Raw genomic sequence first — 25,834 nt, 5'->3', positions numbered from 1 at the left:
GCGTTGCTTGCGAGCCTCTCGGGCCAGTCGATGGCGGCCCAGGGGTTGCCCTTCAGCCTGCCCGCGTCGTTTGTCGAACTCGACCGGTTGCCCTTGAGCGCGGACGAGCAGCGCTGGCTGGAGGCCAACCGCACGTTGCGGGTGGGTATCTCGGTGGCCGACTACGAGCCGGTGGATATCACCAACGACCGCAATCGTTACCAGGGCATCAGCGCCGACTATGTGGGGCTGATCCGCGATCGGCTCGGGGTGGCGGTGGAGGTCATCGGGTTTGCCGAGCGCGACCAGGCCGTGGAAGCCCTGCGTGACGGCCAGATCGATTTTCTCACCAGTGCCAATGGTTTCGAGCGGGGCGTCCCCGAACTGGCGTTCTCCAGCGACTACATGCCCGACCGCTCGGTGATCGTCACTCGCAACGAGACCCCGGAACTGAGCGATCTCAAGGAGCGCAAGGTGGTCCTGCTGGAGGGGTATGCCGATGCGCAGGTGGTGCATGCCACCTATCCCGAGAGCAGGATCATCCTCGCGCCCACGCTCTACAGTGCCTTGGAGGCACTGGCCCAGGGTGAGGTCGACGCGTTTATCGGCAATGAAGTGATTGTCCGGGCCTACAAGACCATACGGCCCTACATGGGCTTGCAGATCCGCGGGCAGAGCGCGCTGCCCCCCATCGGCTTCGCCTTCGCCACGCGCAAGTCGCAGCCGCTGCTCAGCGGCTTGATCCAGCGGGCCCTCGACAGTATCGACGAGGCCACGCAACGGGAGATCCTGGCGCGCTGGACCACCGGTTTCGGCTCGGATATCACCCAGTCCCGGGTCAACCTGACTCCCGCGGAGCTTGCCTGGATCGACAAGCATCCACGGGTGGTGGTCGCCTCGCAGCAGTATCCGCCGCATATCTACAAGGACGGCCACGATCGTTGGGTCGGCCTCAATGTCGACCTGCTGGCGCGCATTTCGCGGATGACCGGGCTGCAGTTCGTCTTCGAGGAAAGTTTTTCCACGATGGAGACCATCGGCATGCTCAAGGAGGGCAAGGCGCTGATGAACGGCTCGCTGGCGGAAAGCCCCGAGCGCAAGGCGTTCCTGAACTTCACCTACGCCTTCGGCGGCAGTTCCTGGGTGTTTGTCGTGCCGGTCAACGACTCCCCGCTCGGCTCCTTCAAGCAACTTTCCGGGCGGGTGCTGGCGTTGCCCGAAGGGCATGCGCTGCAAGCGATGATTCGCCGCGAGCACCCGGATATCGTCTTGCGCAGTGTCAGGACCCCGGAGGAAGCCAGGGCGCTGGTGGAGAATGGCGAGGCGGCGGCGACCATCCAGAGTGACGCCTGGGCCTACCTGTATCCGCCCGGCAGGCTGAAGGTCGGGCGTAGCGTGGAGGGGCTCTGGTCCGCCGACAGTTTCTCGGTGGTCAAGACGTCTCCCGAGCTGCTGAGCATTCTCAACAAGTCGCTGGAGGCATCTCCCGTCGCGGAACTGCGGGCCCTGCGGATCAAGTGGCTCGGTGCGGTGCCCGTGGCGCCGCCGCCGTCGGTGTGGAAGCGGGTGCCACGCTGGGTCTACGGACTGGCCGGGGCCATGTTGCTGCTGGGGGTCGTCTCGCTCGCCTGGAACCGCCGCCTGAATATCCAGATTCGCCAGCGCCGCCAGGCCGAGCAGGAACTCAATGACCGGCTGGCCTTCCAGCGGGCGCTGCTGGATGGCATCCCCAATCCGATTTTCGTGCGTGACCTGCAAGGACGGTTGATCACCTGCAATCGCAGCTACGAGCAGAGCCTGTCGACGACCCTGGAGCAGGTGCAGGGGCGGCGTGTCACTGAAACCGGCCTGCTGCCGCAGGAGGTTGCCCGGCAACTGCATGATGAGTTCGTGCGGTTGCTGGACGACCAGCAACCGGTGTTCAAGGATCGCCGGCTCGAATTTCTCAGTGGCGGCATCGATGTCTATCAATGGATGGTGCCCTTCTATTCGGCCGGGGCGCAGTTGCAGGGGCTGCTGGGCGGCTGGATCGATATCACCGAAAGAAAGCGGCTCGAGGCGCAACTGACCGAGGCCCGTCGGCAGGCCGAACAGGCCAGCCAGGCCAAGAGTGCCTTCCTGGCGACCATGAGTCATGAGATCCGCACGCCCATGGGGGCGATCATCGGCTTGCTCGAAGTGGAGCGCGAGCAGGCGCAGGCCCGGGGACAGGCACTCTCGCAGGGTTTGCAGGTGGCCTATCAATCGGCCAGGGAACTGACGGCGCTGATCGGCGACAGCCTCGACCTGGCGAAGATCGAGGCCGGGCACATGCGCCTGGACCCGCAGCCCACCGACCTGAAGCGTTTCCTCGAGGGGGGGGTGCAGTTGTTCGAGGCCCAGGCCGTGGAGAAGGGCATCGAGCTGAGCCTGGAGGTCGCCCCCCTGTTCGAGGACGACCACCGGCTCGATCCGCTGCGCTTGCGCCAGGTGCTGCACAACCTGGTCGGCAATGCCCTGAAGTTCACCCACGAGGGTTTTGTCCGGGTCCGGGTTGCCCTGCTTTCGCAATCGGCGGATATCGACCGCTTCTGCATCTCTATCGAAGACAGCGGCAAGGGCATCGGCCCGGAACAACAGGCCGCACTGTTCACTCCCTTCGTGCAGGGTCGCGATGAAACCGATGAGGAATATCGCGGGACCGGCCTGGGCTTGAGTATCTGCAAGCAACTGGTGGAGCTGATGGACGGCTGCATCGAGCTGCACAGCCATGCCGGACTCGGTACCCAGGTGCGCCTGGAGCTGCCACTCAGGCGCGAGGCACGCCGCTCGACAACCATACCGCCGAGCAGCGCCAGGTCCGAGCTGCCGTCCTTGAACGTACTGATCGTCGATGACCTTTCCGCCAACCGCCTGGTGTTGCATCAGCAGCTCGCGGTGCTCGGCCAGCGCGTCGAGTCGTTCCGCACGGCGCAAGCAGCGCTGCAGGCCTGGCAGGGCGGACACTTCGACCTGGTGATCAGCGATTGCAACATGCCCGGCATGACAGGCTATGAGCTGGCCGAGGCGTTGCGTCGGCTGGAAATCGAAGAGCGGCGTCCGGCCTGCCTGATTGTCGGGTGCACGGCCAACGCCATGAGTGATGAGCGTCAACGCTGCCTGCAGTCCGGGATGAACGATTTGCTGGTCAAGCCCGTGGTCCTCGATGACCTGGCCCGCCTGCTGGCGGAGATCGCCCCTCGGGAAAAATCCTTCGATATCCAGACGCTGCGGGACATGACGCTGGCCGACAACGAAGTGCTCCAGCGCATGCTGCTGGAACTCTGGAAGAACCTGCGGGAAGAGCGCGGCGAACTGGAAGAAACGGTCAGCGGCGCTGACTGGGAGGGCGTGGCGATGTCCGTGCATCGCCTCAAGGGGATTGCCTCGCTTGTCGATGCCATTGCCCTGGCGCGGGCCTGTGTCGATATGGACGCTTGCCTGCGGCTGAAGGCTGTCGAGCGGCTGCAGCCTGAGTGGCAGGCACTCAAGGCGGCGATCGACCAGGTCATGGCCGACATTGAACCGAGTCTGCAAGACCGGTCGCTACTTTAGGACTTGTCCTATGGGGAACGCCGGCTGCCCCGGCTAAGGTGGCAGGCCATTGCGGATAACGACCGCTTCATCCTGCGGAGATCATCGATGCGTGCACTCAAGATCCTGGTTCTTGAAGACAACCCCTTTCAACTGATGGCACTGCACCAGATGCTCAATGCCAACGGTGTCTTCGATGTGCTGACGGCGGAAAGCGTCGAGAGTGCCCGGCAGTCCCTGGTCAATCGCGGACCGGTCGATATTGCCATCTGCGATCTCTCCCTGGAGGGCGGCGATGGCCTGCAACTGATCCGGCACCTGGCCGAAACCCGCGAGGCCCAGGCCCTGATCATCCTCAGCAGCCTCGACCAGGAGGTGCGTGAAGGCGCCGCGCACATGGCCCGACAGCAGGGACTGCATGTGCTGGGCTGCCTGCTGAAGCCGGCGTCGGCGGCGATCCTGGGTGAGTTGCTGGCGACCTACCAGCAACGCTTCGGTCGCCAGCGCCCCGGGCTGCCGCTGGCCCAGGTCTGTGAGTTGCTTTCGTTGCATGAACTGCAGGCGGGGGCCGGACCCCGGGCGATCCAGCAGTACTGCAGCGCCTACTTCCAACCCAAGGTGACGTGTGATGGCCGGGTGCAGGGCGTCGAGGCGCTGGCTCGCTGGCAGCATCCGGAACAGGGCATGCTGTTGCCCGCCACCTTCATGCCGGTGCTCGAGTATGCAGGGCTCTCGGAGGCCCTTGCCTGGCACATGCTCGAACAGGCCATCGGCCTGTCGGTCGAGGCGTACCTGGGCACGGACGAGTATTTGCCGGTGGCAGTGAATATTCCGGGGTTGATGGTCGAACAGGCGGATTTCGCCGAGCGCCTGAACGAGCTGCTGGGACGTTTCCACCTGCCCGCCGAATGGCTGACGCTGGAGGTGGTCGACAGCGGCGAATGCACCGCCGAGGCGGCCCAGGTCGAAGGCATGCTGCGTCTGCGGATGCTCGGTTGCCAGCTGTCGATCGGCGATTTCGGCGTTGCCGGCGCCGGCCTGCAGAAACTGCTCGAACTGCCGTTCTCGGAGTTGAAGATCGCCCCCCGCTTTGTCACCGGCATGGCCGAGGATTCGCGCAAGCGCTCGATCGTCGCGGGGATCCTAAGCATGGCGAAGGGCATGAACCTGCGGGTGGTGGTCACCGGGATCGAAACCGACGAGGAATATCGGTTGATCCAGGAGTTGGGGGACCTGCTTGTCCAGGGGCGATTCGTTGCCGCGCCCATGAGTCGTGTCGAACTCTTGCCCTGGCTGAGCATGGCCGGTCGCGTGGCTGTCGCCGAGCGTGAGCGGCAGCCTGGCTGAGGGCGATCAGGACAGCCCGTGCTCCTGCAGGTAGAGAAACAGCGCGGCATCATTGGACAGGCCGAGCTTGCGCATGGCACTGACTTTCTGCGCGCTGACGGTCTGCTTGCTGCGACACAGGCGGGCAGCGATCTCGCCCACCGTACGGCCAGCCGCGAGGAGGCGGGTGACCTCCAGTTCCCGCGGTGACAGCTGTTCCTGGTCGCCCAGCCGATGGGTGCCGGTTTCGCCGGCCTGCGCCAGGGTCTGGCGCACCGATTGGGCAACGAACACCTTGCGTTGTCGCACATGGCGGATCGCCACGGGCAACTCGGCCGCGAGGCTGGCCTTGCTCAACAGGCCCATGACGCCCAGGTCCAGGATATAGCGGAACAGACCGGCATTGTTGAGCATGGTGACCACCAGGATCGGCAGGTCCGGGTAGTGCCGGACCAGGGCCTCGATCATCTTCAAACCGTCATTCTGATCCGCCGTCGGCATCATGAAATCGGTGATCAGCACATCGCACGGGCGCTCGCCCAGCAGATCGAAGAGCGCCTGCGGGGTGCTGGCCTCACCGACCACGCTCAAGCCGGGATCGCGCTCCAGCACGGCCCGCAAGCCAATCAGGAAAATCGGGTGGTCATCCGCCAGGGCGATTCGTAGCGGCGTGTGGGGGGATGAACTCAAGACAGGTCTCCGGTGGGCGCGACGGTGGTGCGGGCGAGAGCAGAGCAACAAACCAGATACTTCGTGTCATATCTGTAAGCAAAGCCGATGCAGCCTGTAGTAAAAGCCTTAAAAGCCATTGATCTGATTCTAGCCAGTGCGGCCCCCTGCTGTTTTTTCTCTGTCATCTTTCTCATTCATGCTCGATAGACGTCGAGCAGCTCGCAAGGCCCTGTCGGCCCAGCGAACTTTCTTCTCTGACTGGCGGTCATTGACTCCAGGTTCTCTTGTTTTCGACCTTTCGGGTTCAGACCTTTCGGGTTTTTGACTATTGAGTGGTGATCGAGATGGAAAGTATCAGCCTGTTGCTCAATGAGGCATTGAGTCCATATCCCGTTACCCTGACGCCATCGGGCGGCCATGGTGAGTGCGTGGTGAGTGTGAGAAGCGTTGCCGGCCTGCTTCTGGTGGAACGTGAAGTCAATCAGGCGCAACTGACGGACAAGCGTCTGCTGACCGACGTGGTCGATGGCTTGCATCGTGATCTGCGAATCGCCGAGGGGCGCCTGGAGCCCTGTGTGATTGCCGCCCTGCGCAACGCCGCCGAGCACCGGGTGTTCCGCGCTGCCAGTCGCTAGCATTTTTTTTGGAACCTTCCTTCCCAAGAAGGTGTCAGATTTTATAACGGCAAGGGCAGGCATTGTGCTCCGGTGTTTGTGGCTTGTCGTACTGGTCTTTGTAGGCCACGTTTAACCCCGAGTCGTCTCCCCACTTCTCGGGGTTTCTTTTGCCCGGAATTCGTCATTGCTCCTCGGGCGCGAGGAAAAACTCCCTGGCATCCTCCAGGTACTTGTCCCGCTCCGGCGGCACCAGCCAGCGTGCATAGAGCTCCACCAGCGTCTGTCGGCGCAGCCCGCGCAGAATCTCGTTGATATGGGGAATCACCGCCCGGCCCTGGGGCGTGTTGGAGCAGGCGACACGGATGAACTGATAGTCGGCCGTGCCCTTGATGGGATAGAACAACCATTCGTTATCGCCGATCTGTTGCTGCCGGGCCTGATAGCGGATTTCCGCCCAGTAGCCGAGCAGCGCCTTCAAGCGCCCCAGGCGTTGCATCTGCAGCAGGCTGCCCAGGGCATCGTTGCCGTAGTGCAGGACCAGATGTTGCGCATGGGTGTGATGCAGCACGTCATCGATCGGATGGCCGTAGCTGCGCTCGGCGACGACGCCCAGTTGCAGGCTGTTGCTGGCCAGCAGCGCGGCGAGGTCGACCCGGCCGTCGGACACAAAGGGTTCGATCAGGGCCTGGTCGGCTGGTCGAACCACCAGGCCGTTGCTGGTGGTGCCCATGCTGGGGATGGAAAAGAGCATTTTCTGCGCCCGCGCCGCGGTCCACAGCAGCGCCGGATCGCAAGTGAACGTCGACCCGCCGAGCATCTGCATGCCCCGCGCCCGGTTGACTCGCAGTACCGTGTGTTCGTACTCCGGCAGCGCCGCCATCAGCAGCGGCAGCATCTGGTCCACCGCCCCCTGGCCTTCTTTCGGACCGTCGAAGATGCTCAGGGGCGGCAGATCCCGCAGCAGCCAGGTCAAGGTTTCCCTGGCCTGCCCGGTTTGCGGCAGGACACACATCAGCGCGGCCAACAGCGGGAAACCAAGGTGTCGCCACAGGGCACTGGGAGTCATGAGCTGGATACCTTCCCGGGTTCAAGCCAGTCGTTGATACACTCGTCGACGCACTTATCAACAGCCACGCGGCGCTAGATGGCGCCGCTTTCACGCAGCCGTGCAACCTGTACCTTGTCATAACCGAGGCTGCCCAGCACCTCGCCATTGTGTTCGCCCAGCTGCGGGCCGACCCATTCGCTGGAGCCTGGCGTCTGCGAGAGTTTCGGCACGATACCGGGCATCTTGAAGTCCTTGCCGTCGGGCAGCTTGGCCTGCAGGAACATCTCCCGGGCGAGAAATTGCGGGTCGCTGAACATGTCCTCGGCGCTGTAGATGCGGCTGGCGGGGACCTCGGCGCCGTTCAGGGCGGCGATCACCGCGTCCAGGGGCAGTGAGTTGACCCAGCGGTCAATCACCCCGTAGATCTCGTCACGCCGGCTGTCGCGCCCGTCATTGCTGGCCAGCAGCGGGTCGTTCGCCAGGTCTTCACGGCCGATGGCCTGCATGAAGCGCTTGAAGATCGCATCGCCATTGGCGCCGATCTGCACATGCCGGCCATCGGCCGTGGTGTGGATCGACGACGGCGTGATGCCGGGCATGATATTGCCGGTGCGTTCGCGGATGAAACCGAACACATCGAACTCCGGCACCATGCTTTCCATCATCGCGAAGATGGCTTCGTACAGGGCGACATCCACCACCTGGCCTTCTCCGCCATTCACTTCGCGATGACGCAATGCCATCAGGGCGCCAATCACGCCCCACAGCGCGGCAATCGAGTCGCCGATGGAGATCCCGGTGCGCACCGGCGGGCGGTCTTCGAAACCGGTGATGTAGCGCAGCCCGCCCATGGACTCGCCGACCGCGCCAAATCCCGGCTGGTCCTTCATCGGTCCGGTCTGGCCGAACCCGGACAGGCGCACCATCACCAGCCCGGGATTCAGCGCATGCAGGGTTTCCCAGCCCAGGCCGAGCTTTTCCAGGACGCCGGGGCGAAAGTTCTCGATGAGGATGTCCGCTTCGCCGAGCAACTGCTTGAGGATCGCCAGGCCGTCCGGATGCTTCAGGTTCAGCGTCAGGGATTTCTTGTTGCGCGCCTGGACAAACCACCACAGCGAGGTGCCTTCGTACAGTTTGCGCCATTTGCGCAGCGGGTCGCCGCCGTCCGGCGATTCGACCTTGATCACCTCGGCGCCGAATTCGGCGCAGATCCGCGAGGCGAAAGGGCCGGCGATCAAGGTTCCGAGCTCGATGACTTTCAGGCCGGAGAGAGGTTTGGCGGTGAACGGCATGGGCGATCCTGTAGGACAAGACGAGGGCAGTAGAGCCTTTTAACATGGCGCGCGCCATCTTCATAACCATCAGCAGTCGTTGATTGACCTGCGTATCGGTTAGACTTGGCGCCTTTCCTCGTCTCTAGAAGCCCCGTTCATGGCCCAGCCGTCCACGACCTACAAGTTCGAACTCAACCTCACCGACCTGGATCGCAGCGTCTACGAAAGCGTCAAGCAGACCATTGCCCGCCATCCTTCGGAAACCGAAGAGCGGATGACCGTGCGTTTGCTGGCCTACGCCCTCTGGTACAACGAACTGCTGGCTTTTGGTCGTGGTCTGTCGGAGGTGGACGAGCCTGCGTTGTGGGAAAAAAGCCTGGATGATCGCGTCCTGCACTGGATCGAAGTCGGCCAGCCGGATGCCGATCGCCTGACCTGGTGCTCGCGTCGTACCGAGCGTACCAGCCTGCTGGCCTACGGCAGCCTGCGCGTCTGGGAAACCAAGGTGGTCCCGGCGGTGAAGAACCTGAAGAACGTCAATATCGCGGCGGTACCGCAGGAAGTCCTGGAAACCCTCGCCAAGGACATGCCGCGCGTCATCAAGTGGGATGTGATGATCAGCGAAGGCACGATCTTCGTCACCGATGATCGCGGCCAGCATGAAGTCCAGCTCGAATGGCTCATGGGCGAGCGCGGTTAACCGCGGCGCCACCGTTTCCACTCCTGTGTATTGAAGAGAAATTCCGCCAACGCCATGCGTATCGAACCCCGTCCACTGCCCGCCACCCTGCCTTTTCTCGGCGACCTGCCGCCACTGCTGACCCGCCTGTACGCGGCGCGGGGTGTCGAATCGGCTGCCGAACTGGATAAAAGCCTGGCGCGCCTGATTCCCTTCCAGCAACTCAAGGGGATCGACGCCGCGGTGGACCTGCTGGTGGTGGCGCTGGAGCAGCGCCAGCGGATCCTGATCGTCGGCGACTTCGACGCCGATGGCGCGACCGCCAGTACCGTGGGCTTGCTGGGCTTGCGCCTGCTGGGCGCGGCGCATGTCGATTACCTGGTGCCGAACCGTTTCGAGTACGGCTACGGCCTGACCCCGGAAATCGTTGCCGTGGCGTTGCAGCGCGAGCCGCAATTGCTGATCACCGTCGACAACGGCATCTCCAGTATCGAAGGTGTGCTGGCGGCCAAGGCGGCCGGCCTGAAGGTGCTGGTGACCGATCACCACTTGCCGGGCAACGAACTGCCGGCGGCCGACGCCATCGTCAATCCGAATCAGCCCGGTTGCGAGTTCCCGAGCAAGGCGCTGGCCGGGGTCGGGGTGATCTTCTATGTGCTGATGGCCCTGCGCGCGCGCCTGCGCAGTCTGGGACGTTATGAAAACCAGCCGCAGCCGAATATCGGCGAACTGCTCGACCTGGTGGCGTTGGGCAGCGTGGCCGACGTGGTGCCCCTGGACGCCAACAACCGGATCCTGGTGCACCAGGGCCTGGAACGCATTCGTGCCGGCCGGGCCCGGCCGGGGCTCAAGGCGATCCTCGAAGTGGCCAAGCGCGATCACTCGCGCCTGACCTCCACCGACCTCGGCTTTATCCTCGGACCACGCCTGAACGCGGCGGGGCGCCTGGATGACATGAGCCTGGGCATCGAGTGCCTGCTTGCCGAGGACCCGGTATTGGCGCTGGAAATGGCCACCCAGCTGGATGAAATGAACAAGGACCGCAAGTCCATCGAGCAGGGCATGCAGCGCGAAGCCCTGGCCCAGCTCAAGGACTTGCCGGTGGAGTCGATGCCGTTCGGCCTGTGCCTGTTCGATCCGGACTGGCACCAGGGGGTGATCGGTATTCTCGCCTCGCGGATGAAGGAGCGTTATCACCGCCCGACCATCGCTTTCGCCGATGCCGGCGACGGCATGCTCAAGGGCTCCGGTCGTTCGGTCGCCGGGTTCCATATTCGCGATGCCTTGAGCGTGGTGGCGGCGCAGCACCCGGACCTGATGGGCAAGTACGGTGGCCACGCCATGGCCGCCGGCCTGAGCCTGCCGCAGGAAAACTTCCCGCTGTTCGCCGAAGCCTTCGATGCCGAAGTGCGTCGTCAGCTCAGCGAGGAAGACCTGACCGGACGCTTGCAGACCGACGGTACGCTGGCCCTGGAAGAGTTCAACCTGGAACTGGCGCGGGCCCTGCGCAACGCCGGCCCCTGGGGCCAGCATTTCCCCGAACCGTTGTTCCACGGGGTATTCCAGCTGGTGGAAAAGCGCATCGTCGGCGAGCGGCATCTGAAGGTGGTGCTGAAAAGCGAGTGTGGCTCGGTGAAGCTCGATGGCATCGCCTTTGGCATCGACCCGGAAATCTGGGCAAACGCACGGGTCGACTGGGTCGAGCTGGCCTACAAGCTCGATCTCAACGAGTTCCGTGGCAAGGAAAGCGTGCAACTGATGATTGCCCACATCGAACCGCGCTGAGCTTTAAATCGGCTGAACCCTCCGGCGTCCGTCATTGTCGACTAGGCTCTAAGCACTGTCTGAATGGTCTTGTGACGTTGTCTTCCTTATCCATCCGCCGGGGGGCGGACGCCCACTTTTTCCTGTCACTCGTCGACGTTCTCACAGAACCCTGGAGCCAGCCCACTTGATTTGAGAGGTGCCCCATGAGTCTGCTGCTTGAACCCTATACCCTTCGCCAATTGACCCTGCTGAACCGCATCGCGGTCTCGCCGATGTGCCAGTACTCCAGCGTCGATGGCCTGGCCAATGACTGGCATCTGGTCCACCTCGGCAGCCGGGCGGTCGGCGGCGCCGGACTGATCTTTACCGAAGCCACGGCGGTGACCGCCGATGGCCGCATCACCGCCCAGGACCTGGGCCTGTGGAATGACGAACAGATCGAACCGCTGCAGCGCATTACCCGCTTTGTCACGGCCCAGGGCGCCGTCGCCGGGATCCAGCTGGCCCATGCCGGGCGCAAGGCCAGCACCCATCGACCCTGGCTCGGCAAGCATGGTAGCGTCAAGCCCGAGGATGGCGGCTGGACACCGGTCGGACCGTCGCCGATTGCCTTCGACCCGCAGCACACGCCACCGCTGCAACTGGATGAGGGGCAGATCGCCGAGGTGATCGAGGCATTTGTCGCGGCGGCCAAGCGCGCCCTGGTTGCCGGCTTCAAGGTGGTCGAGGTGCATGCTGCCCACGGCTATCTGCTGCACCAGTTCCTCTCGCCCCTGAGCAATCAGCGGCGTGACCAGTACGGCGGCTCGTTCGAAAACCGTATTCGCCTGGTCCTGCAGGTCACCGAAGCGGTGCGGGCGGTCTGGCCCGAGGAGTTGCCGTTGTTCGTGCGCGTCTCGGCCACCGACTGGGTGGAAGACGGCTGGAACCCGGATGAAACCGTGGAACTGGCACGACGCCTGAAAGACCTTGGCGTCGACCTGATCGATGTGTCCTCGGGTGGCACCGCTGCCAACGCGGAAATCCCCACCGGCCCCGGCTACCAGACCCGATTCGCCGAGCGCGTGCGCAAGGAGTCCGGCATCGCCACCGGCACCGTCGGGCTGATCACCGAGCCGGCCCAGGCCGAACATATCCTGCGTACCTGCCAGGCCGACATCATTCTCCTGGCCCGCGAGCTGTTGCGCGATCCGTATTGGCCGTTGCATGCCGACGATGACCTGGGCGGTCGCAAGGCGATCTGGCCGGCGCAATACCAGCGCGCCACCCATCGCGACCAGCCGATCCACGAGTCGGATCTACGTGAGTGAGAAGGGGATGCGCCCTGCATGAAAACACCGAGACCCGCCGACAAGGCGGGTTCTCTATGGATTGCAGGATTTTCCCTCTGTAAATTCCGAAATGATCTTAGCAGGCTACGGATTCTTCCTACCCTTAGGCTATGTCTGAGACGGTCTGTCCAGACGGTTCCTGTGCAGTCACAGAAGGAAGTCGTCCATGTCAAAGGAACGAAGCATTCTTGGATTCATGCTGTTTCTCTGGGCATTCCGGACACCACCTCGCGCCAGGGTGCGCAGGCTCAGCGATGACGAACGGCAGTTGGTGGAGCATTACCGAAGCTTGTCGGCAGAGGATCGCAATGCGTTGCACTGCCTGTTGAATGCGATGGGGAGTGTTTCGCGGTTTTGAGCCCCGCCCGAATCCCGGGCGGGGCCAGGCAGTGCCTTATCCCAATTCCCCCACCGCTCGCCAGGCTTCGTCTATCGCCGCATGGGCATACGCGCTCCATGCCGCATCCGAGTTGGCGATGCTGACCCGGCCCAGCGGCTTGCGCGCCAGCTTCATCAGTTTTTCGCTTTCGTCGGCATCGTCGAACAGGCTGTTGGAAAAGTACGCGTAGCCGTGGGACCAGCGGTTGACGGTGATTGCCAGGATATCGGTTTCATGATTGAAGCCGCCCGGGCCGAGCATGCGTTGCAACTGGTCGCGCAATTGCGCCTCGAGTTGCTCGAAGGTCTGGCCGTAGAGCTTGCCGCGTCCGGCCCGTGCCTGGTCGCGGGCGTTCATGCCGCTGTTCGGGCTGGTCGGCACGTAGACCATGTGCAGGCCGATCGGCTGGCTCGGGTCCCGCGGATGCTCGTAGCCACCCATGCTCACCGGATAGTCGAGCTTGATCCGGCTGTAGGGCTGGGTGGCCGCGTAGATTTCGTGCACGCCGAGTTTCTGGAACGACTGCCAGTTGCGGATCACCACCTTGGTGTACACCAGCGGAAATTTCACATTCTGGCTCAGGGCATGGGCCTGGGGCGCCGGCAGGTCGCGCAGCAGATAGGGGATCATCATGTTGTAGCAGGCCAGGATGCAGTGCTTGCCGCGTACCTGGCTCAGCTGGCCGGCGCGGCTGTAGCCGATGTTCACGCCCTTGCCGACATTTTGCACACTGACCACGGTGCTGTTCAGGCGCAGTTGCACCGGGGCCTTCGGCTGGTCGAGGCGGGCGTAGTCGAACGGTGCCAGCACGATGTCGTCCATGGTGTGCCCCGGCGCCACCGAGGGAATCAGGCTGCGCACCAGCAGGCGCGCCAGGGACGCGTTGCCGTCCGGGAAATGGTAGATGTACGGCTCTTCCATTTCCGCCCTGGATTCTTCGCTGATGGGCTCCAGATTCATCGCGCCGAAACCGGGGAAACCGACGTTGTAGGCGTCGAACGCCGCCACCGCGTCGATGCTCAGGGCCGAGAAGTCATTGGTGCGGCTCTGGAAGTATTTCACCGCGTTTTCCGACAGGCCGACGTCCTTGAGCAGGAAGTCGCGGTAGCTGGTGGCGGCCAGGTGCTCGGCCTTCTCCGTGGCGCTCTTGCCCGGCAGGTAGTCACGGGGCGACTGGTGCAGTTCGATCAGCGCCTGGCGATCCGCTTCGGGCAGCGGGAAATCGTTGATGAAGTCGCGGATAGGGCGGGCATTCAGTTGTTCCGGAGCGATATCGTCGGCGACCATCGGCGTCGGGTCGCCGCTCACCAGTTTGTCCTCGCCGAAATTCTCCTTGTCGAAGAACACCCCGCGGGACAGGCCCAGGCCCGGATAGAACGGCCGGTCGAAGGCGGTTTCGAAGCGCTTGATATCGACCCCGAGCTTCTTCAGCAGGCCGTTGACCTGCTTGCTGTACAGATGGTTCGGCGACTGGAAGGCTTCGCTGCCGCCGTAGCCGAGGATCATGCGGCCCCCGGCGGAGAATTCGTTGCGCTTGGCGTGACCGCCGAAGTCGTCGTGGTTTTCCAGGATCAGGATACGTGCCTTGGGGTGCTTCTCCCGGTAGAACCATGCCGCCGACAAACCGCTCAGGCCACCGCCGACCACCACCAGGTCGTACTCTGCGGCAATGGGCAGGTGCGCGGTGTCGAAGACCTTTTTCTCCCAGCCCATCTGGTGGGCGACCTCGAAGGAGCCGACGTGGCTGCCCCGCAGGCCGCTCAGGGCCGGTGGGTAATAACGTCCGTCGGGCGCGGCCTGGAGCAGTTGCAGCGGGGTCATGCCGGCGGCGATGGTGATGGCGACGCCGTTGAGGAAGTCGCGGCGGGTGATATCCATGATAGATCCTTGTTTTTTATTGTTGGAACGACCCGGGCAGCCAGTGCACCGCCCGGGCGCCTGCCGTTACCGGCTGATTTTCCAGGCGTCGCCGGCTGGTGCGGTGCCGCGGTCGTAGGGCTTGCCTAGCCACATGTAGAGCAGGCCCAGGCCGATGACGATGGCGGTGCTCAGGACCATGGCGTAGTTGATGTACCAGGCCGCATCCGGCGTACGGGGCCAGGCCATGTTGACGATGGCGCCGACGCCATAGACCAGCGCGCCGATATTCACCGGCAGGCCCCAGGCCCCCAGGGTGAACTTGCCGCTGGGTTTCCAGCCGCGGGCGCGGGCGAACAGGGCGGCAAGCACTATCATCTGGAAGGCCAGGTAGATGCCGATGGCCGCGAAGCTGACGATGGTCGCCACCGCGTCCTGCAGGAAGAAGCCGAGGGCGATGATCAGCGCCGGCAGGACCCCGGAGACGAACAAGGCCGCCACGGGCACCTGGGTGGTCGGTGAAATTCGCTTCAGCAGGTTGCTGCCGATGACCATTTCATCGCGGGCATAGGAGTACAGCAGGCGGCTGGCGGCGGCCTGCAGGCTGATGACGCAGGAGATGAAGGAAATCATCACCACGCCCATCACCACTTTCGAGCCGACGCTGCCGAAGGCATTGTTGAGGATGGTGGTGACCGGGTCCTTGTCGGTGCCGTTGATCACCGCCTGCATGTCCGGTACGGCGAGGATCAGCGCCAGGCAGGCGAACATCGCCGCGATACCGCCGATGTAGATGGTCATGCGCATGGCCACCGGGATCTGCTTGCTCGGGTTCGGGGTTTCCTCGGCCACGTCGCCGCAGGCTTCGAAGCCGTAGTAGAGGAACATGCCCGCCAGCGATGCGGTGAGGAATGCCGGCAGGTAGGAGCCGTCGACCCGGATATCGAACGTATTGAACAGTACGCTGATGGGCTGGTGGCGTTCGAACACCAGCAGGTACACGCCGACGATCACCGCGCCGACCAGTTCGCAGAGAAAACCGAACATGGCGATGCGTGCCAGGACCTTGGTGCCGCTGAGGTTGACCAGGGTGGCGAACAGCGTCAGGACCAGGGCGATGACGATATTGGTGTTGTTGCTCGGCTCGAAACCGAGCATGGCCGCGAGGTAAGGACCGGCACCGACCGCGACGGCGGCGATGGTCACGCACAGGGCGATGGAGTAGATCCAGCCGACCATCCACGCCCAGCGTTTACCCACCAGGCGCCGGGCCCAGGGATAGACACCCCCGGAGATCGGGAACTGCGAAACCACTTCGCCGAAGATCAGGCAGACCAGCAGTTGCCCGCAGCCGACCAGCAGGTAGGCCCAGAACATCGGCGGGCCGCCGGCGGCCAGGCACAGGCCGAACAGGGTGTAGACGCCGACCACCGGCGAGAGGTAGGTAAAGCCCAGGGCGAAGTTTTCCCACAGGCTCATGCTGCGGTTGAAGTTCGAGGTGTAGCCCAGTTTGCGCAGCTGTTCGGCATCGCTGTCGGCATCTGCGCCGAGGTGGGGTTGTGCACTCATGGCGGTGTGGCTCCAGAAAATCGGCAGATTTCGGATGTCCGAAACCGTGGCCGGGCCATGACGGCCCGTCCCGGTTCGGTATTTTTGTAGTGGAGTTGTGCTTAGTGCTTGAACATCACATGGCGTACGGTGGTGTAGTCCTCCAGGCCGTACATGGACATGTCCTTGCCATAGCCGGACAGCTTCTGACCGCCGTGGGGCATCTCGCTGACCAGCATGAAGTGGGTGTTGACCCAGGTGCAGCCGTATTGCAGGCGGGCCGCCAGGCGGTGGGCGCGACCGACATCGGCGGTCCACACCGACGACGCCAGGCCATAGTCCGAATCGTTGGCCCAGCCCAGTACCTGGGCCTCGTCGTTGAAGCGAGTCACCGAAACCACCGGGCCGAACACTTCGCGGCGGACGATCTCGTCGTCCTGCTGGGCATCGGCCAGCACCGTCGGTTCGAAGAAGAAACCGTTACCTTCCACGGCCTTGCCGCCGGTCACCAGGCGGATATGCGATTGCGCCACGGCGCGCTCGACAAAGCCGGCGACACGATCACGGTGCTGGGCGGTGATCAGTGGGCCCAGCTCGGTGGAAGGATCATCCTGCAGGCCGTACTTGATGGTGCTCACGGCCGCGCCGAGTTTCTCGACGAACTTCTCGTAGATACCGGCCTGGGCGTATACGCGGCAGGCCGCGGTGCAATCCTGGCCGGCGTTGTAGAAACCGAAGGTGCGGATGCCTTCCACGGCGGCGTCGATATCGGCGTCGTCGAAGATGATCACCGGGGCTTTGCCGCCCAGTTCCATGTGCATGCGCTTGACGCTGTCGGCGGTGCTGGAAATGATGTTCGAGCCGGTGGCAATGGAGCCGGTCAGCGACACCATCCGCACTTTCGGATGGGTCACCAACGGGCTGCCGACGGTCGGGCCGCGCCCGAACACCAGGTTGAGCACGCCGGCGGGGAATATCTCCGCCGCCAGTTCGGCCAGGCGCAACGCGGTCAGCGGGGTCTGCTCCGACGGCTTGAGCACCACGGTGTTGCCGGCGGCCAGGGCCGGGGCGATTTTCCAGGCGACCATCATCAGCGGATAGTTCCACGGCGCGATGGAGGCGATCACGCCCACCGGGTCGCGGCGGATCATCGAGGTGTGCCCCGGCAGGTATTCGCCGCCGGCCGAACCGTTCATGCAGCGGCTGGCGCCGGCGAAGAAACGGAACACATCGGCAATCGCCGGGATTTCATCGTTGAGCGCCGCGCTCAGCGGCTTGCCGCAGTTGTCCGATTCCAGCCTGGCCAGTTCCGCGCCGTGGGCCTCGATGGCATCGGCGAGCTTGAGCAGCAACAGCGAGCGGTCTTTCGGCGCGGTCTGCGACCAGCTGTCGAAAGCGGCATCGGCGGCGCGCACGGCGGCGTCGACCTGGGCTTCGCTGGCTTCGTTGATTTCCACCAGCACACGGCCCAGGGCCGGATTGAACACGGGTTGCGCAGGGCCTTCGCCAGCGACGAGTTGACCGTTGATCAGCAGTTTGGTTTGCATGGTTATGTCCTCATGACTCAATCGGGTTGTCCGGCGGCCGCCTGTCCCTTGTGGGAGCGGGCTCGGGCGGCCACTTGTTGAAAGGGTTATTTACCGCCACTGCCGGCCACGCTTTCACCGCCGCGGGTCAGGTAGTAGGCGCCGAGGATCGGCAGCATGGTGACCATCATCACCAGCATGGCGACCACGTTGGTGACCGGTACGTCCCGCGGTCGGCTGAGCTGGTTGAGCAGCCAGATCGGCAGGGTGCGTTCATGCCCGGCGGTAAAGGTGGTGACAATGATCTCGTCGAACGACAGGGCGAACGCCAGCATGCCGCCGGCCAGCAGCGCCGAGCCGAGGTTCGGCAGGACGATGTAGCGGAAGGTCTGCCAGCCATCGGCACCGAGGTCCATCGAGGCTTCGATCAGGCTGTGGGAGGTGCGCCGCAGCCGGGCGATGACGTTGTTGTAGACGATCACCACGCAGAAGGTCGCGTGGCCGACGATGATGGTGAACATCCCCGGCTCGATCCCCAGCGTCTTGAAGGTCGCCAGCAAGGCGATCCCGGTGATGATCCCCGGCAGGGCAATCGGCAGGATCAGCATCAGCGAAATGCCCTGCTTGCCGAAGAAGTCGCGGCGATACAGCGCGGCCGAGGCCAGGGTGCCGAGTACCATGGCGATCAGGGTGGCGATGGCGGCGATCTGCAACGACAGCTTGATCGCTTCCAGCACGTCCGGACGGGCGAAGGCCACGCTGAACCACTTCAGGGTGAAGCCCTGGGGCGGGAAGCTGAAGGCCGCGTCCTCGGTGTTGAAGGCGTACATGAAGATGATCAGGATCGGGAAGTGCAGGAACACCAGCCCGCCCCACGCGGCGATACGCAGGCCCAGGGAAGCCCGCCCTTGGGATGAAGAGTCAGAGTGCATCGAAGGCCCCCAGGCGTTTGACGATGGACAGGTAGACGGCGATCAGCACGATCGGCACCAGGGTGAAGGCGGCTGCCATCGGCATGTTGCCGATGGCCCCCTGCTGGGCGTAGACCATGCTGCCGACGAAGTAGCCGGGCGGACCGATCAATTGCGGCACAATAAAGTCGCCCAGGGTCAGCGAGAAGGTGAAGATGGAGCCGGCGGCAATGCCCGGGATCGACAGCGGCAGGATCACCTGCATGAAGGTCTGGCGCGGCTTCGCCCCGAGGTCGGCGGAGGCTTGCAGCAGGGACGGCGGCAGGCGCTCCAGGGACGCCTGGATCGGCAGGATCATGAACGGCAGCCAGATATAGACGAACACCATGAAGCGGCCCAGGTGCGAGGTCGACAGGGTGCTGCCGCCGACCCCGGGGATACCCAGGACGAATTGCAGCAGCGGTTCCAGTCCCAGGTGCTGGACAAACCACTGGGCGACGCCGCCCTTGGCCAGTAGCAGGGTCCAGGCATAGGCCTTGACGATGTAGCTGGCCCACATCGGCATCATCACCGCGATGTAGAAGAACGCCTTGGTCTTGCCGGTGGTGTAGCGCGCCATGTAGTAGGCGATGGGAAAGGCGACGATCCCGGAGGCGATCGACACCACCACCGCCATGCTCAGGGTGCGCACGATGATGTCGAAGTTCGACGGGTTGAACAGCGCGGCGAAGTTCGCCAGGGTCAGGTCCGGAGTGACCGCCATGGTGAAATCGTCGAAGGTGTAGAAGCCTTGCCAGAGCAGGGTCAGCAGCGAGCCGAGATAGATCGCGCCGAACCAGATCAGTGGCGGCACCAGCAGCAGCGCCAGGTAGAAGTTGGGACGGCGGTAGAGCAGGTTGGAGAACCGTCGCATCAGCGACGGGCTTGCCGTCGTGGGTGTCAGGGCCAGAGTGCTCATGTCACACCTCGCTCGCCAGCACGGTCATGGCTTCCCGTGCCCAGCGCGCGGTGATGCGCTGGCCGGTCTGGTGCTGGGCGCTGGTGTCCAGCCACTGGGTGTTGGCCTGGCTGATATTCAGGGTCTGGCCGTTCTCCAGCTTCAGCTCATAGCGGGTGGCGCTGCCCTGGTACTGGATATCGTGCAGCAGGCCGCTGACTTCGACTTCGTGGCCTTGTGCCGGGCCTTCGGCGAAACGCACATGTTCCGGGCGAATCGAGAAGGGCAGGTCGCTGCCGCTCAACCGCCTGGCCAACTCGCCGCGAATCACGTTGGAGGTGCCGACGAATTCGGCGACGAAGGTGGTGGCCGGTTTCATGTAGAGGTTGCGTGGGGTGTCGACCTGCTCGATGCGGCCCTTGTTGAACACCGCGACGCGGTCGGACATCGACAGCGCTTCGGTCTGGTCATGGGTGACGAAGATAAAGGTGATGCCCAACTGGCGTTGCAACTTCTTCAGTTCGCCCTGCATCTGCTCGCGCAGCTTGAGGTCCAGGGCGCCGAGGGGCTCGTCGAGCAGCAGCACCCGTGGGCGATTGACCAGGGCACGGGCCAGGGCCACGCGCTGGCGCTGGCCGCCGGACAACTGCACCGGCTTGCGCTCGCCATAGCCGCCGAGGGCGACCATGCCCAGGGCTTCTTCAGCGCGCGCCAGGCGTTCGCTCTTGCCGACGCCCTTGACTTTCAGGCCGTAGGCGACGTTGTCGCGCACGTTCATATGGGGGAACAGCGCGTAATCCTGGAACACGGTGTTCACGTCACGCTGGTAGGGCGGCAGCCCGGCGGCTTCTTCGCCGTGGATGCGGATCGAACCGGCGCTGGGTTGTTCGAAGCCGGCGATCAGGCGCAGGCAGGTGGTCTTGCCCGAGCCGGAAGGGCCGAGCATGGAAAAGAACTCGCCGTCCTGGATATCGATGGAAACCCGGTCAACGGCTTTCACTTCGCCGAACTGACGGGAAACGTGGGTGAACTGGACTGCAAGCGTCATGATGCGGTGCTCCAAAAAGGCGAGGGCCGTTGCAGCGGCCTGGCCTGGACTTCTGAAAAATCTGAAACGGTGAACAGCGATCTGGCTGGCACTGCGCCGCCTGTTCGGACGCTGCAAGGCTCACGGGCCTCATCGCTGGCAAGCCAGCTCCTACAGGGGTTGTGTCGTACGCAAGCTCGTTGTGCGACACGGGCTCCTTGTAGGAGCCGGCTTGCTGGCGATGGCGTCCGGATGGACGCTGCAAGGCTCATGGTCCTCATCGCTGGCAAGCCAGCTCCTACAGGGGTTGTGTCGTATGCAAGCTCGTTGTGCGACACAGATCCCTTGTAGGAGCCGGCTTGCTGGCGATGGCGTCCGGATGGACGCTGCAAGGCTCATGGTCCTCATCGCTGGCAAGCCAGCTCCTACAGGGTTTGTGTCGTACTCAAACCCGGTATTCGACACAGATCCCTTGTAGGAGCCGGCTTGCTGGCGATGGCGTCCGGATGGACGCTGCAAGGCTCACGGGCCTCATCGCTGGCAAGCCAGCTCCTACAGGGGGGGTGTCGTACGCAAACCCGGTATTCGACACAGATCCCTTGTAGGAGCCGGCTTGCCGGCGATGGCGTCCGGATGGGCGATGCAAGGCTCATGGGCCTCATCGCTGGCAAGCCAGCTCCCAGGGGGTTAGCGACCGCCCATGATCGCAATGTAGTCCTGGGTCCAGCGGCTGTACGGCACGAACTTGCCGCCCTCGGCCTGCGGGGTTTTCCAGAAGGCGATCTTGTCGAAGGAGTCGAAGCCGTTAGTCTTGCAGCCTTCGGCGCCGAGCAGCTCGCTGCCCTTGCACGCCGCGGGAACCGCCGGCAGGGAACCGAACCAGGCCGCTACGTCACCCTGGACCTTGGGTTGCAGCGACCAGTCCATCCACTTGTAGGCGCAGTTGGGGTGCTTGGCATCGGCATGCAACATGGTGGTGTCGGCCCAACCGGTGACGCCTTCCTTGGGAATGGTCGAGGCCACCGGCTGCTTGTCGGCCTGCAGGCCGTTGACCATGTAGCCCCAGGAGCTGGAGGCGGCGACGCCTTCGTTCTTGAAGTCACTCATCTGCACGGTCGCGTCGTGCCAGTAGCGATGGATCAGCGGCTGCTGCGCGCGCAACAGGTCGAGGACCGCCTTGTACTGGGTCTCGGTCAGTTCATAGGGGTTCTGGATCCCCAGTTCCGGCTTGGCGGACTTGAGGTACAGCGCCGCGTCGGCGATATAGATCGGGCCGTCATAGGCCTGTACGCGGCCCTTGTTCGGCTTGCCGTCCGGCAGGTTCTGCGCGTCGAAGATCACCGCCCAGCTGGTCGGGGCCTGCTTGAACACGCTGGTGTTGTACATCAGCACGTTCGGGCCCCACTGGTAGGGAGTGCCGTAGGTCTGCTTGTTGACCACGTACCACGGCGCATCCTTGAGGCGCGGGTCGAGGTTCTTCCAGTTCGGGATCAACTCGGGGTTGATCGGCTGCACCCGCTTGCCGACGATCAGGCGCAGCGACGCGTCGCCCGAAGCGGTGACCAGGTCGTAGCCGCCCTTGGCCATCAGGCTGACCATCTCATCGGAGGTGGCGGCGGTCTTCACACTGACCTTGCAGCCGGTTTCCTTTTCGAAACCGGTGACCCAGTCATAGGCCTTGTCGCTTTCACCCCGTTCGATATAGCCCGGCCAGGCGACGATATCGAGTTGGCCTTCGCCGGCACCGACAGCTTTCAGCGGTTCGGCGGCCTGGAGACTGGCGCTGGCCAGCAAGGCGGTGGTGAGTGCACTGAGCAGTGCGGTCTTGTGCGCGAACATGGGGGTTTCCCTCTACTTTAATTATGGTCGGGGCAGTCGAACGGGTATTACATGCCGGTTGTGGCTTCTTGTTAGCGTAGTGCGTGTTACAGATGCTGGCCGTGGCGCGCCATGATATGGCGCACCACGCTGTAGTCCTGGAGCGAATCGCTGGACAGGTCCTTGCCGTAGCCGGAGCGTTTCAGGCCGCCGTGGGGCATTTCGCTGACCAGCATGAAATGGCTGTTGATCCAGGTGCAGCCGTACTGCAGGCGCGAGGCGACCTGCATCGCTTTATCCAGGTTCTGGGTCCAGACCGACGAGGCCAGGCCGTATTCCGAATCGTTGGCCCAGTCCACCGCCTGGCTCAGTTCGTCGAAGCGGGTCACGGTGACCACCGGTCCGAAGACTTCGCGCTGGACGATCTCGTCGCTCTGCCGGCAGCCGGCGAGCAGGGTGGGCTGGTAATAGAAGCCGGCGCCGGAGTGCACGGCGGCACCGGTGACGCGCTCGATGTGCGGCTGGCCGAGGGCCCGCTCGACGAAACTGGCGACGCGGTCGCGCTGGCGGGTACTGATCAGCGGGCCGATCTCGTTGTCGGCGTCGCGTTTACCGGCAAAGCGCAGGCTGCTGACGGCAGCGCCGAGTTCGGCCACCAATTTGTCGTGGATCCCGGCCTGGGCGTAGATCCGGCAGGCGGCGGTGCAGTCCTGGCCGGCGTTGTAGTAACCGTAGTTGCGCACGCCTTCGACCACGGCCTGGATATCCGCGTCGTCGCAGACGATCACCGGAGCCTTGCCGCCCAGTTCCAGGTGGGTGCGCTTCACGCTTTTCGCAGCGGCCTGGAGGATCTTCTGGCCGGTGACGATATCGCCGGTCAGCGACACCATGCGCACCTTCGGATGGCTGACCAGATGGCTGCCGACCCCTTCGCCGCCACCGCAGACGATATTGATCACGCCCGCCGGCAACAACTCGGCCAGCGCCGGGGCGAGGGCCAGGATCGACAGCGGCGTGTGTTCTGAGGGCTTGAATACCAGGGTGTTGCCGGCGGCCAGGGCCGGGGCGATTTTCCATGCGGCCATCATGATCGGGTAGTTCCACGGCGCGATGGAGGCGACCACGCCAATCGGGTCGCGGCGGACCATGCTGGTATAGCCCGGCAGGTACTCGCCGGACAGTTGCCCGGTCTGGCAGCGCACGGCCCCGGCGAAGAAGCGGAACACGTCGACGGTCGCGCTGAGGTCATCCTGGCGGGCCAGGTGCAGCGGCTTGCCGCAGTTCAGCGATTCCAGGCGAGCCAGCAGGTCGGCGTTTTTCTCCACCGCGTCGGCGATGGCCAGGAGGATGTTCGAGCGTTGCTGCGGCGTGGTGCGCGACCAGCCGGCAAAGGCCCGGTGGGCGGCGAGGATGGCGCTTTCGACCTGTTCGGTGCTGGCTTCGGCGATATGCGTGAGCACCTCGCCGGTGGCCGGGTTGAGGATCGGTTCCACGAAACCAAGGCCGGCAACGAGTTCACCGTCGATCAGCAGCGAGGTGAACAGCGGGGTCGGGTGCGCGCCAGCCATTTTGCGAGTTCTCTTTTCTTGTGTGGCCATTGGAACTTCCCTTGCAGCTGGAGTCCGGCCTTTCTCTATATGGATGGCAAGAGACTAGAGGCCGGACGAGAGGTCGACAAATACTAAATACTGAAAGCAGCGTTCGATTAAATAGATGGCTTGCGCCCGCCATGGGGTTGTTCGCGGGCGACGGTCAGGAACGGGTCCACCAGGGTCGGTCGCGCGGTGCCGCGGCGCCAGGCCAGGCCAACGTCCAGGGTCTGGCTCAGGTCGGCGAGGGAGCGGGCTTCGATGATGTCGCCTTCCAGGGACCAGGGGCGGTAGGTCATGTCCGGCTGGATCGACAGGCCCAGGCCGGCGGCCACCAGACTGCGCACCGCTTCGGTGGAAGCGGTGCGCAGGCTGATCCGCGGTTGCAGGCCGGCACCGCGCCACATGCGCTGGGCATTGCGGTCCATCTCGTCGACGTTGAGCTGGATCAGCGGTTCGCGGGCGACATCGGCGAGGTTGATGCTGTCGTGTTCCAGCAAGGGATGCTGGGCCGGCAGCCAGAGGCGGTGCGGCGAGTGGGTGAGAACCTCGGTCTGCAGGGCATGGCGGTCTTCCAGGTTGGAGAGGATCAGCACGCCGACGTCGATTTCACCGCTGACCAGCAAGTGCTCGATATACGGCCGCTCGTCTTCCATCACGCGGATTTCCACATTGGGGTAGGCACGCTGGAAGCGGGTCAGCAGGTCGGCCAGGTAGTAACCGGCCACCAGGCTGGTCACGCCGACGGTCAATTGCCCGGCGACCTGGTCGGTGCTCTGTTGCAGGCTGCGCTTGGCATTGTCGACCGTGGCCAGGATCAGGTGCGCCTGGCGCAGGAACTGGTGGCCCTGGTGGGTCAGGGTCATGCCCTTGGCGTGACGGTTGAACAGGCTGACGCCGATCTCCTGCTCAAGCTGCTGGATCGCCAGGGTCAGGGTCGACTGGGAAATGAACACCGCCTGGGCGGCGGCCGAGATCGAGCCGGTCTCGGCCACGGCGATAAAGTGTCGGATCTGACGCAGGGTCATCATGGGAGAAATACCCTTGCCGGTTACTTCGGCGAGTTGTTTTTATGGATGCACACCAGTGTATATCTTTTTAATCGATGGCTTGATCGGTGAGTCAGGATTCAGGCAAAAGCCGCGCAACATCTGGAAGCACTCTCGCCGACCACCGTATGACGGAGCGTTTTACTCTGTGGGTCTATTCGCCATTTACGGAGTCTGCCGATGAATACCCGTGGGTTGCTCGACCAGTTACTCAAGTCCGGCCAGGACCTGTTGCAGAATCAGGCCGGGGGCAAACAGGACAAGTCCGCTGACAAGGGGGCGCTCGGCAGTCTGCTCGGCGGTGGCTCCGGCGGCCTGGGCAGCCTGCTTTCCGGGGCCGGTGGCGGGGCGTTGGCGGCGGGCGCCATGGGCCTGCTGCTCGGTAACAAGAAGGCCCGCCAGTTCGGCGGCAAGGCGCTGACCTACGGTGGCCTGGCGGCACTGGGCGTGCTGGCCTACAAGGCCTATGGCAACTGGCAGGCGCAGCAGGCGAGTGCGCCCCGGGGCGAGCCGCAGACCCTCGATCGCCTGCCGCCGGCGCAGGTCGAACAGCACAGCCAGGCAATTCTCAAGGCGCTGGTGGCGGCGGCCAAGGCCGATGGGCATGTCGATGCCCGTGAGCGGGAGTTGATCGAAGGCGAGTTCAGCAAGCTGGGCAACGACCGGGAGTTGCAACAGTGGTTGCACGCCGAGTTGAACAAGCCGCTGGATCCGGCCGATGTCGCCCGGGCCGCGAGCACGCCGGAGATGGCCGCGGAAATGTATATCGCCAGCGTGCTGCTGGTGGACGAAGAGAACTTCATGGAGAAGGCGTATCTGGATGAGCTGTCGCGGCAGTTGCGGCTGGAGCCGGGGCTGAAACTGGAACTGGAGCGGCAGGTGCGCCAGGCTTCGCTCTGAAAGGGTGGGAGGGCTGCCGGCCTCTTCGCGGGCAAGCCCGCTCCCACA

20 protein-coding genes are annotated in these 25,834 nt (G+C 63.9%); 8 read left to right on the top strand and 12 right to left on the bottom strand.

Annotated elements, in window-relative coordinates:
• Positions 1-30: 30 nt before the first annotated feature.
• Both ACL9RJ_RS09210 and ACL9RJ_RS09205 read left to right on the top strand, forming a co-directional pair.
• On the top strand, positions 31-3,552 hold the full coding sequence (locus tag ACL9RJ_RS09210) for an ATP-binding protein (protein ID WP_422765221.1): 3,522 nt from the start codon (positions 31-33) through the stop codon (positions 3,550-3,552).
• Between the two features lie 87 nt (positions 3,553-3,639).
• On the top strand, positions 3,640-4,878 hold the full coding sequence (locus ACL9RJ_RS09205; protein ID WP_017124049.1) for an EAL domain-containing response regulator: 1,239 nt from the start codon (positions 3,640-3,642) through the stop codon (positions 4,876-4,878).
• A gap of 6 nt (positions 4,879-4,884) precedes the next feature.
• Here ACL9RJ_RS09205 and ACL9RJ_RS09200 read toward each other — a convergent pair whose 3' ends face one another.
• Complete coding sequence (locus ACL9RJ_RS09200) at positions 4,885-5,547, bottom strand: response regulator transcription factor (protein WP_017124048.1); 663 nt, start codon at positions 5,545-5,547, stop codon at positions 4,885-4,887.
• Positions 5,548-5,873: 326 nt separating this feature from the next.
• On the opposite strand from ACL9RJ_RS09200, the gene ACL9RJ_RS09195 reads away from it, so the two are divergent.
• On the top strand, positions 5,874-6,164 hold the full coding sequence (locus ACL9RJ_RS09195; RefSeq protein ID WP_017124047.1) for a DUF3509 domain-containing protein: 291 nt from the start codon (positions 5,874-5,876) through the stop codon (positions 6,162-6,164).
• A gap of 163 nt (positions 6,165-6,327) precedes the next feature.
• Here the strand turns inward: ACL9RJ_RS09195 and ACL9RJ_RS09190 are convergent, their stop codons facing one another.
• A complete protein-coding gene (locus ACL9RJ_RS09190; protein WP_177085656.1) occupies positions 6,328-7,212 on the bottom strand; it encodes a TIGR02285 family protein in 885 nt (294 codons plus the stop codon).
• Between the two features lie 74 nt (positions 7,213-7,286).
• Positions 7,287-8,486: a CaiB/BaiF CoA transferase family protein gene (locus ACL9RJ_RS09185; RefSeq protein WP_422765155.1), complete on the bottom strand. Its 1,200-nt coding sequence runs from the start codon at positions 8,484-8,486 to the stop codon at positions 7,287-7,289.
• 139 nt (positions 8,487-8,625) lie between these two features.
• On the opposite strand from ACL9RJ_RS09185, the gene ACL9RJ_RS09180 reads away from it, so the two are divergent.
• The 4 genes from ACL9RJ_RS09180 to ACL9RJ_RS09165 all read left to right on the top strand — a co-directional run bounded on the left by ACL9RJ_RS09180 (position 8,626) and on the right by ACL9RJ_RS09165 (position 12,603).
• Positions 8,626-9,168 (top strand): YaeQ family protein, encoded by a 543-nt coding sequence (locus ACL9RJ_RS09180; protein WP_017124044.1) that lies wholly within the window; start codon positions 8,626-8,628, stop codon positions 9,166-9,168.
• Between the two features lie 54 nt (positions 9,169-9,222).
• Positions 9,223-10,932, top strand: coding sequence for a single-stranded-DNA-specific exonuclease RecJ (gene recJ / locus ACL9RJ_RS09175; RefSeq protein ID WP_177119356.1), 1,710 nt, complete (start codon positions 9,223-9,225; stop codon positions 10,930-10,932).
• Between the two features lie 185 nt (positions 10,933-11,117).
• A complete protein-coding gene (locus ACL9RJ_RS09170; protein ID WP_177085662.1) occupies positions 11,118-12,224 on the top strand; it encodes an NADH:flavin oxidoreductase/NADH oxidase in 1,107 nt (368 codons plus the stop codon).
• Between the two features lie 187 nt (positions 12,225-12,411).
• Positions 12,412-12,603, top strand: coding sequence for a hypothetical protein (locus tag ACL9RJ_RS09165; RefSeq protein WP_017124041.1), 192 nt, complete (start codon positions 12,412-12,414; stop codon positions 12,601-12,603).
• A 36-nt stretch (positions 12,604-12,639) separates the two neighbouring features.
• Here ACL9RJ_RS09165 and ACL9RJ_RS09160 read toward each other — a convergent pair whose 3' ends face one another.
• The 9 genes from ACL9RJ_RS09160 to ACL9RJ_RS09120 all read right to left on the bottom strand — a co-directional run bounded on the left by ACL9RJ_RS09160 (position 12,640) and on the right by ACL9RJ_RS09120 (position 24,868).
• Positions 12,640-14,502, bottom strand: a complete 1,863-nt coding sequence (locus ACL9RJ_RS09160) for an NAD(P)/FAD-dependent oxidoreductase (protein WP_017124040.1) — start codon at positions 14,500-14,502, stop codon at positions 12,640-12,642.
• A gap of 66 nt (positions 14,503-14,568) precedes the next feature.
• The gene (locus ACL9RJ_RS09155; RefSeq protein ID WP_017124039.1) at positions 14,569-16,050 is read right to left on the bottom strand and encodes an APC family permease; all 1,482 of its coding nucleotides are present in this window, start codon (positions 16,048-16,050) and stop codon (positions 14,569-14,571) included.
• 101 nt (positions 16,051-16,151) lie between these two features.
• Positions 16,152-17,576, bottom strand: coding sequence for a gamma-aminobutyraldehyde dehydrogenase (locus ACL9RJ_RS09150; protein WP_017124038.1), 1,425 nt, complete (start codon positions 17,574-17,576; stop codon positions 16,152-16,154).
• An 86-nt stretch (positions 17,577-17,662) separates the two neighbouring features.
• On the bottom strand, positions 17,663-18,487 hold the full coding sequence (locus tag ACL9RJ_RS09145; RefSeq protein WP_017124037.1) for an ABC transporter permease: 825 nt from the start codon (positions 18,485-18,487) through the stop codon (positions 17,663-17,665).
• Positions 18,477-19,424, bottom strand: a complete 948-nt coding sequence (locus ACL9RJ_RS09140; protein ID WP_017124036.1) for an ABC transporter permease — start codon at positions 19,422-19,424, stop codon at positions 18,477-18,479. Before ACL9RJ_RS09140 ends, ACL9RJ_RS09145 begins: the two co-directional genes overlap by 11 nt.
• A 1-nt stretch (position 19,425) precedes the next feature.
• Complete coding sequence (locus tag ACL9RJ_RS09135; RefSeq protein ID WP_422765154.1) at positions 19,426-20,451, bottom strand: ABC transporter ATP-binding protein; 1,026 nt, start codon at positions 20,449-20,451, stop codon at positions 19,426-19,428.
• A gap of 666 nt (positions 20,452-21,117) precedes the next feature.
• Positions 21,118-22,269, bottom strand: a complete 1,152-nt coding sequence (gene ydcS, locus ACL9RJ_RS09130) for a putative ABC transporter substrate-binding protein YdcS (RefSeq protein WP_017127072.1) — start codon at positions 22,267-22,269, stop codon at positions 21,118-21,120.
• Between the two features lie 86 nt (positions 22,270-22,355).
• Positions 22,356-23,846 carry a gamma-aminobutyraldehyde dehydrogenase gene (locus tag ACL9RJ_RS09125; protein ID WP_177085670.1) on the bottom strand — a complete coding sequence of 497 codons (1,491 nt, stop codon included), beginning with the start codon at positions 23,844-23,846 and terminating at the stop codon, positions 22,356-22,358.
• 107 nt (positions 23,847-23,953) lie between these two features.
• A complete protein-coding gene (locus ACL9RJ_RS09120) occupies positions 23,954-24,868 on the bottom strand; it encodes a LysR family transcriptional regulator (protein ID WP_017127074.1) in 915 nt (304 codons plus the stop codon).
• A gap of 198 nt (positions 24,869-25,066) precedes the next feature.
• Here ACL9RJ_RS09120 and ACL9RJ_RS09115 point away from each other — a divergent pair, with 198 nt between their 5' ends.
• Complete coding sequence (locus ACL9RJ_RS09115; protein ID WP_177085672.1) at positions 25,067-25,786, top strand: tellurite resistance TerB family protein; 720 nt, start codon at positions 25,067-25,069, stop codon at positions 25,784-25,786.
• Positions 25,787-25,834 lie beyond the last annotated feature (48 nt).

It is taken from the genome of Pseudomonas sp. Mn2068 (assembly GCF_049319725.1).
Taxonomy (GTDB): domain Bacteria; phylum Pseudomonadota; class Gammaproteobacteria; order Pseudomonadales; family Pseudomonadaceae; genus Aquipseudomonas; species Aquipseudomonas gingeri.
The sequence above is the reverse complement of the archived record's forward strand: the minus strand, read 5'-3'. Positions and strand labels throughout refer to the sequence as shown.

What these genes read in the sequence shown, in the direction of transcription:
- ACL9RJ_RS09210 (WP_422765221.1), top strand. Translation starts at nt 31, where the DNA reads ATGGCGGCCCAGGGGTTGCCCTTCAGCCTGCCCGCGTCGTTTGTCGAA.
- ACL9RJ_RS09205 (WP_017124049.1), top strand. Translation starts at nt 3,640, where the DNA reads ATGCGTGCACTCAAGATCCTGGTTCTTGAAGACAACCCCTTTCAACTG.
- ACL9RJ_RS09195 (WP_017124047.1), top strand. Translation starts at nt 5,874, where the DNA reads ATGGAAAGTATCAGCCTGTTGCTCAATGAGGCATTGAGTCCATATCCC.
- ACL9RJ_RS09190 (WP_177085656.1), bottom strand. Translation starts at nt 7,212, where the DNA reads ATGACTCCCAGTGCCCTGTGGCGACACCTTGGTTTCCCGCTGTTGGCC.
- ACL9RJ_RS09185 (WP_422765155.1), bottom strand. Translation starts at nt 8,486, where the DNA reads ATGCCGTTCACCGCCAAACCTCTCTCCGGCCTGAAAGTCATCGAGCTC.
- ACL9RJ_RS09180 (WP_017124044.1), top strand. Translation starts at nt 8,626, where the DNA reads ATGGCCCAGCCGTCCACGACCTACAAGTTCGAACTCAACCTCACCGAC.
- recJ (WP_177119356.1), top strand. Translation starts at nt 9,223, where the DNA reads ATGCGTATCGAACCCCGTCCACTGCCCGCCACCCTGCCTTTTCTCGGC.
- ACL9RJ_RS09170 (WP_177085662.1), top strand. Translation starts at nt 11,118, where the DNA reads ATGAGTCTGCTGCTTGAACCCTATACCCTTCGCCAATTGACCCTGCTG.
- ACL9RJ_RS09165 (WP_017124041.1), top strand. Translation starts at nt 12,412, where the DNA reads ATGTCAAAGGAACGAAGCATTCTTGGATTCATGCTGTTTCTCTGGGCA.
- ACL9RJ_RS09160 (WP_017124040.1), bottom strand. Translation starts at nt 14,502, where the DNA reads ATGGATATCACCCGCCGCGACTTCCTCAACGGCGTCGCCATCACCATC.
- ACL9RJ_RS09155 (WP_017124039.1), bottom strand. Translation starts at nt 16,050, where the DNA reads ATGAGTGCACAACCCCACCTCGGCGCAGATGCCGACAGCGATGCCGAA.
- ACL9RJ_RS09150 (WP_017124038.1), bottom strand. Translation starts at nt 17,576, where the DNA reads ATGCAAACCAAACTGCTGATCAACGGTCAACTCGTCGCTGGCGAAGGC.
- ACL9RJ_RS09145 (WP_017124037.1), bottom strand. Translation starts at nt 18,487, where the DNA reads ATGCACTCTGACTCTTCATCCCAAGGGCGGGCTTCCCTGGGCCTGCGT.
- ACL9RJ_RS09140 (WP_017124036.1), bottom strand. Translation starts at nt 19,424, where the DNA reads ATGAGCACTCTGGCCCTGACACCCACGACGGCAAGCCCGTCGCTGATG.
- ACL9RJ_RS09135 (WP_422765154.1), bottom strand. Translation starts at nt 20,451, where the DNA reads ATGACGCTTGCAGTCCAGTTCACCCACGTTTCCCGTCAGTTCGGCGAA.
- ydcS (WP_017127072.1), bottom strand. Translation starts at nt 22,269, where the DNA reads ATGTTCGCGCACAAGACCGCACTGCTCAGTGCACTCACCACCGCCTTG.
- ACL9RJ_RS09125 (WP_177085670.1), bottom strand. Translation starts at nt 23,846, where the DNA reads ATGGCCACACAAGAAAAGAGAACTCGCAAAATGGCTGGCGCGCACCCG.
- ACL9RJ_RS09120 (WP_017127074.1), bottom strand. Translation starts at nt 24,868, where the DNA reads ATGATGACCCTGCGTCAGATCCGACACTTTATCGCCGTGGCCGAGACC.
- ACL9RJ_RS09115 (WP_177085672.1), top strand. Translation starts at nt 25,067, where the DNA reads ATGAATACCCGTGGGTTGCTCGACCAGTTACTCAAGTCCGGCCAGGAC.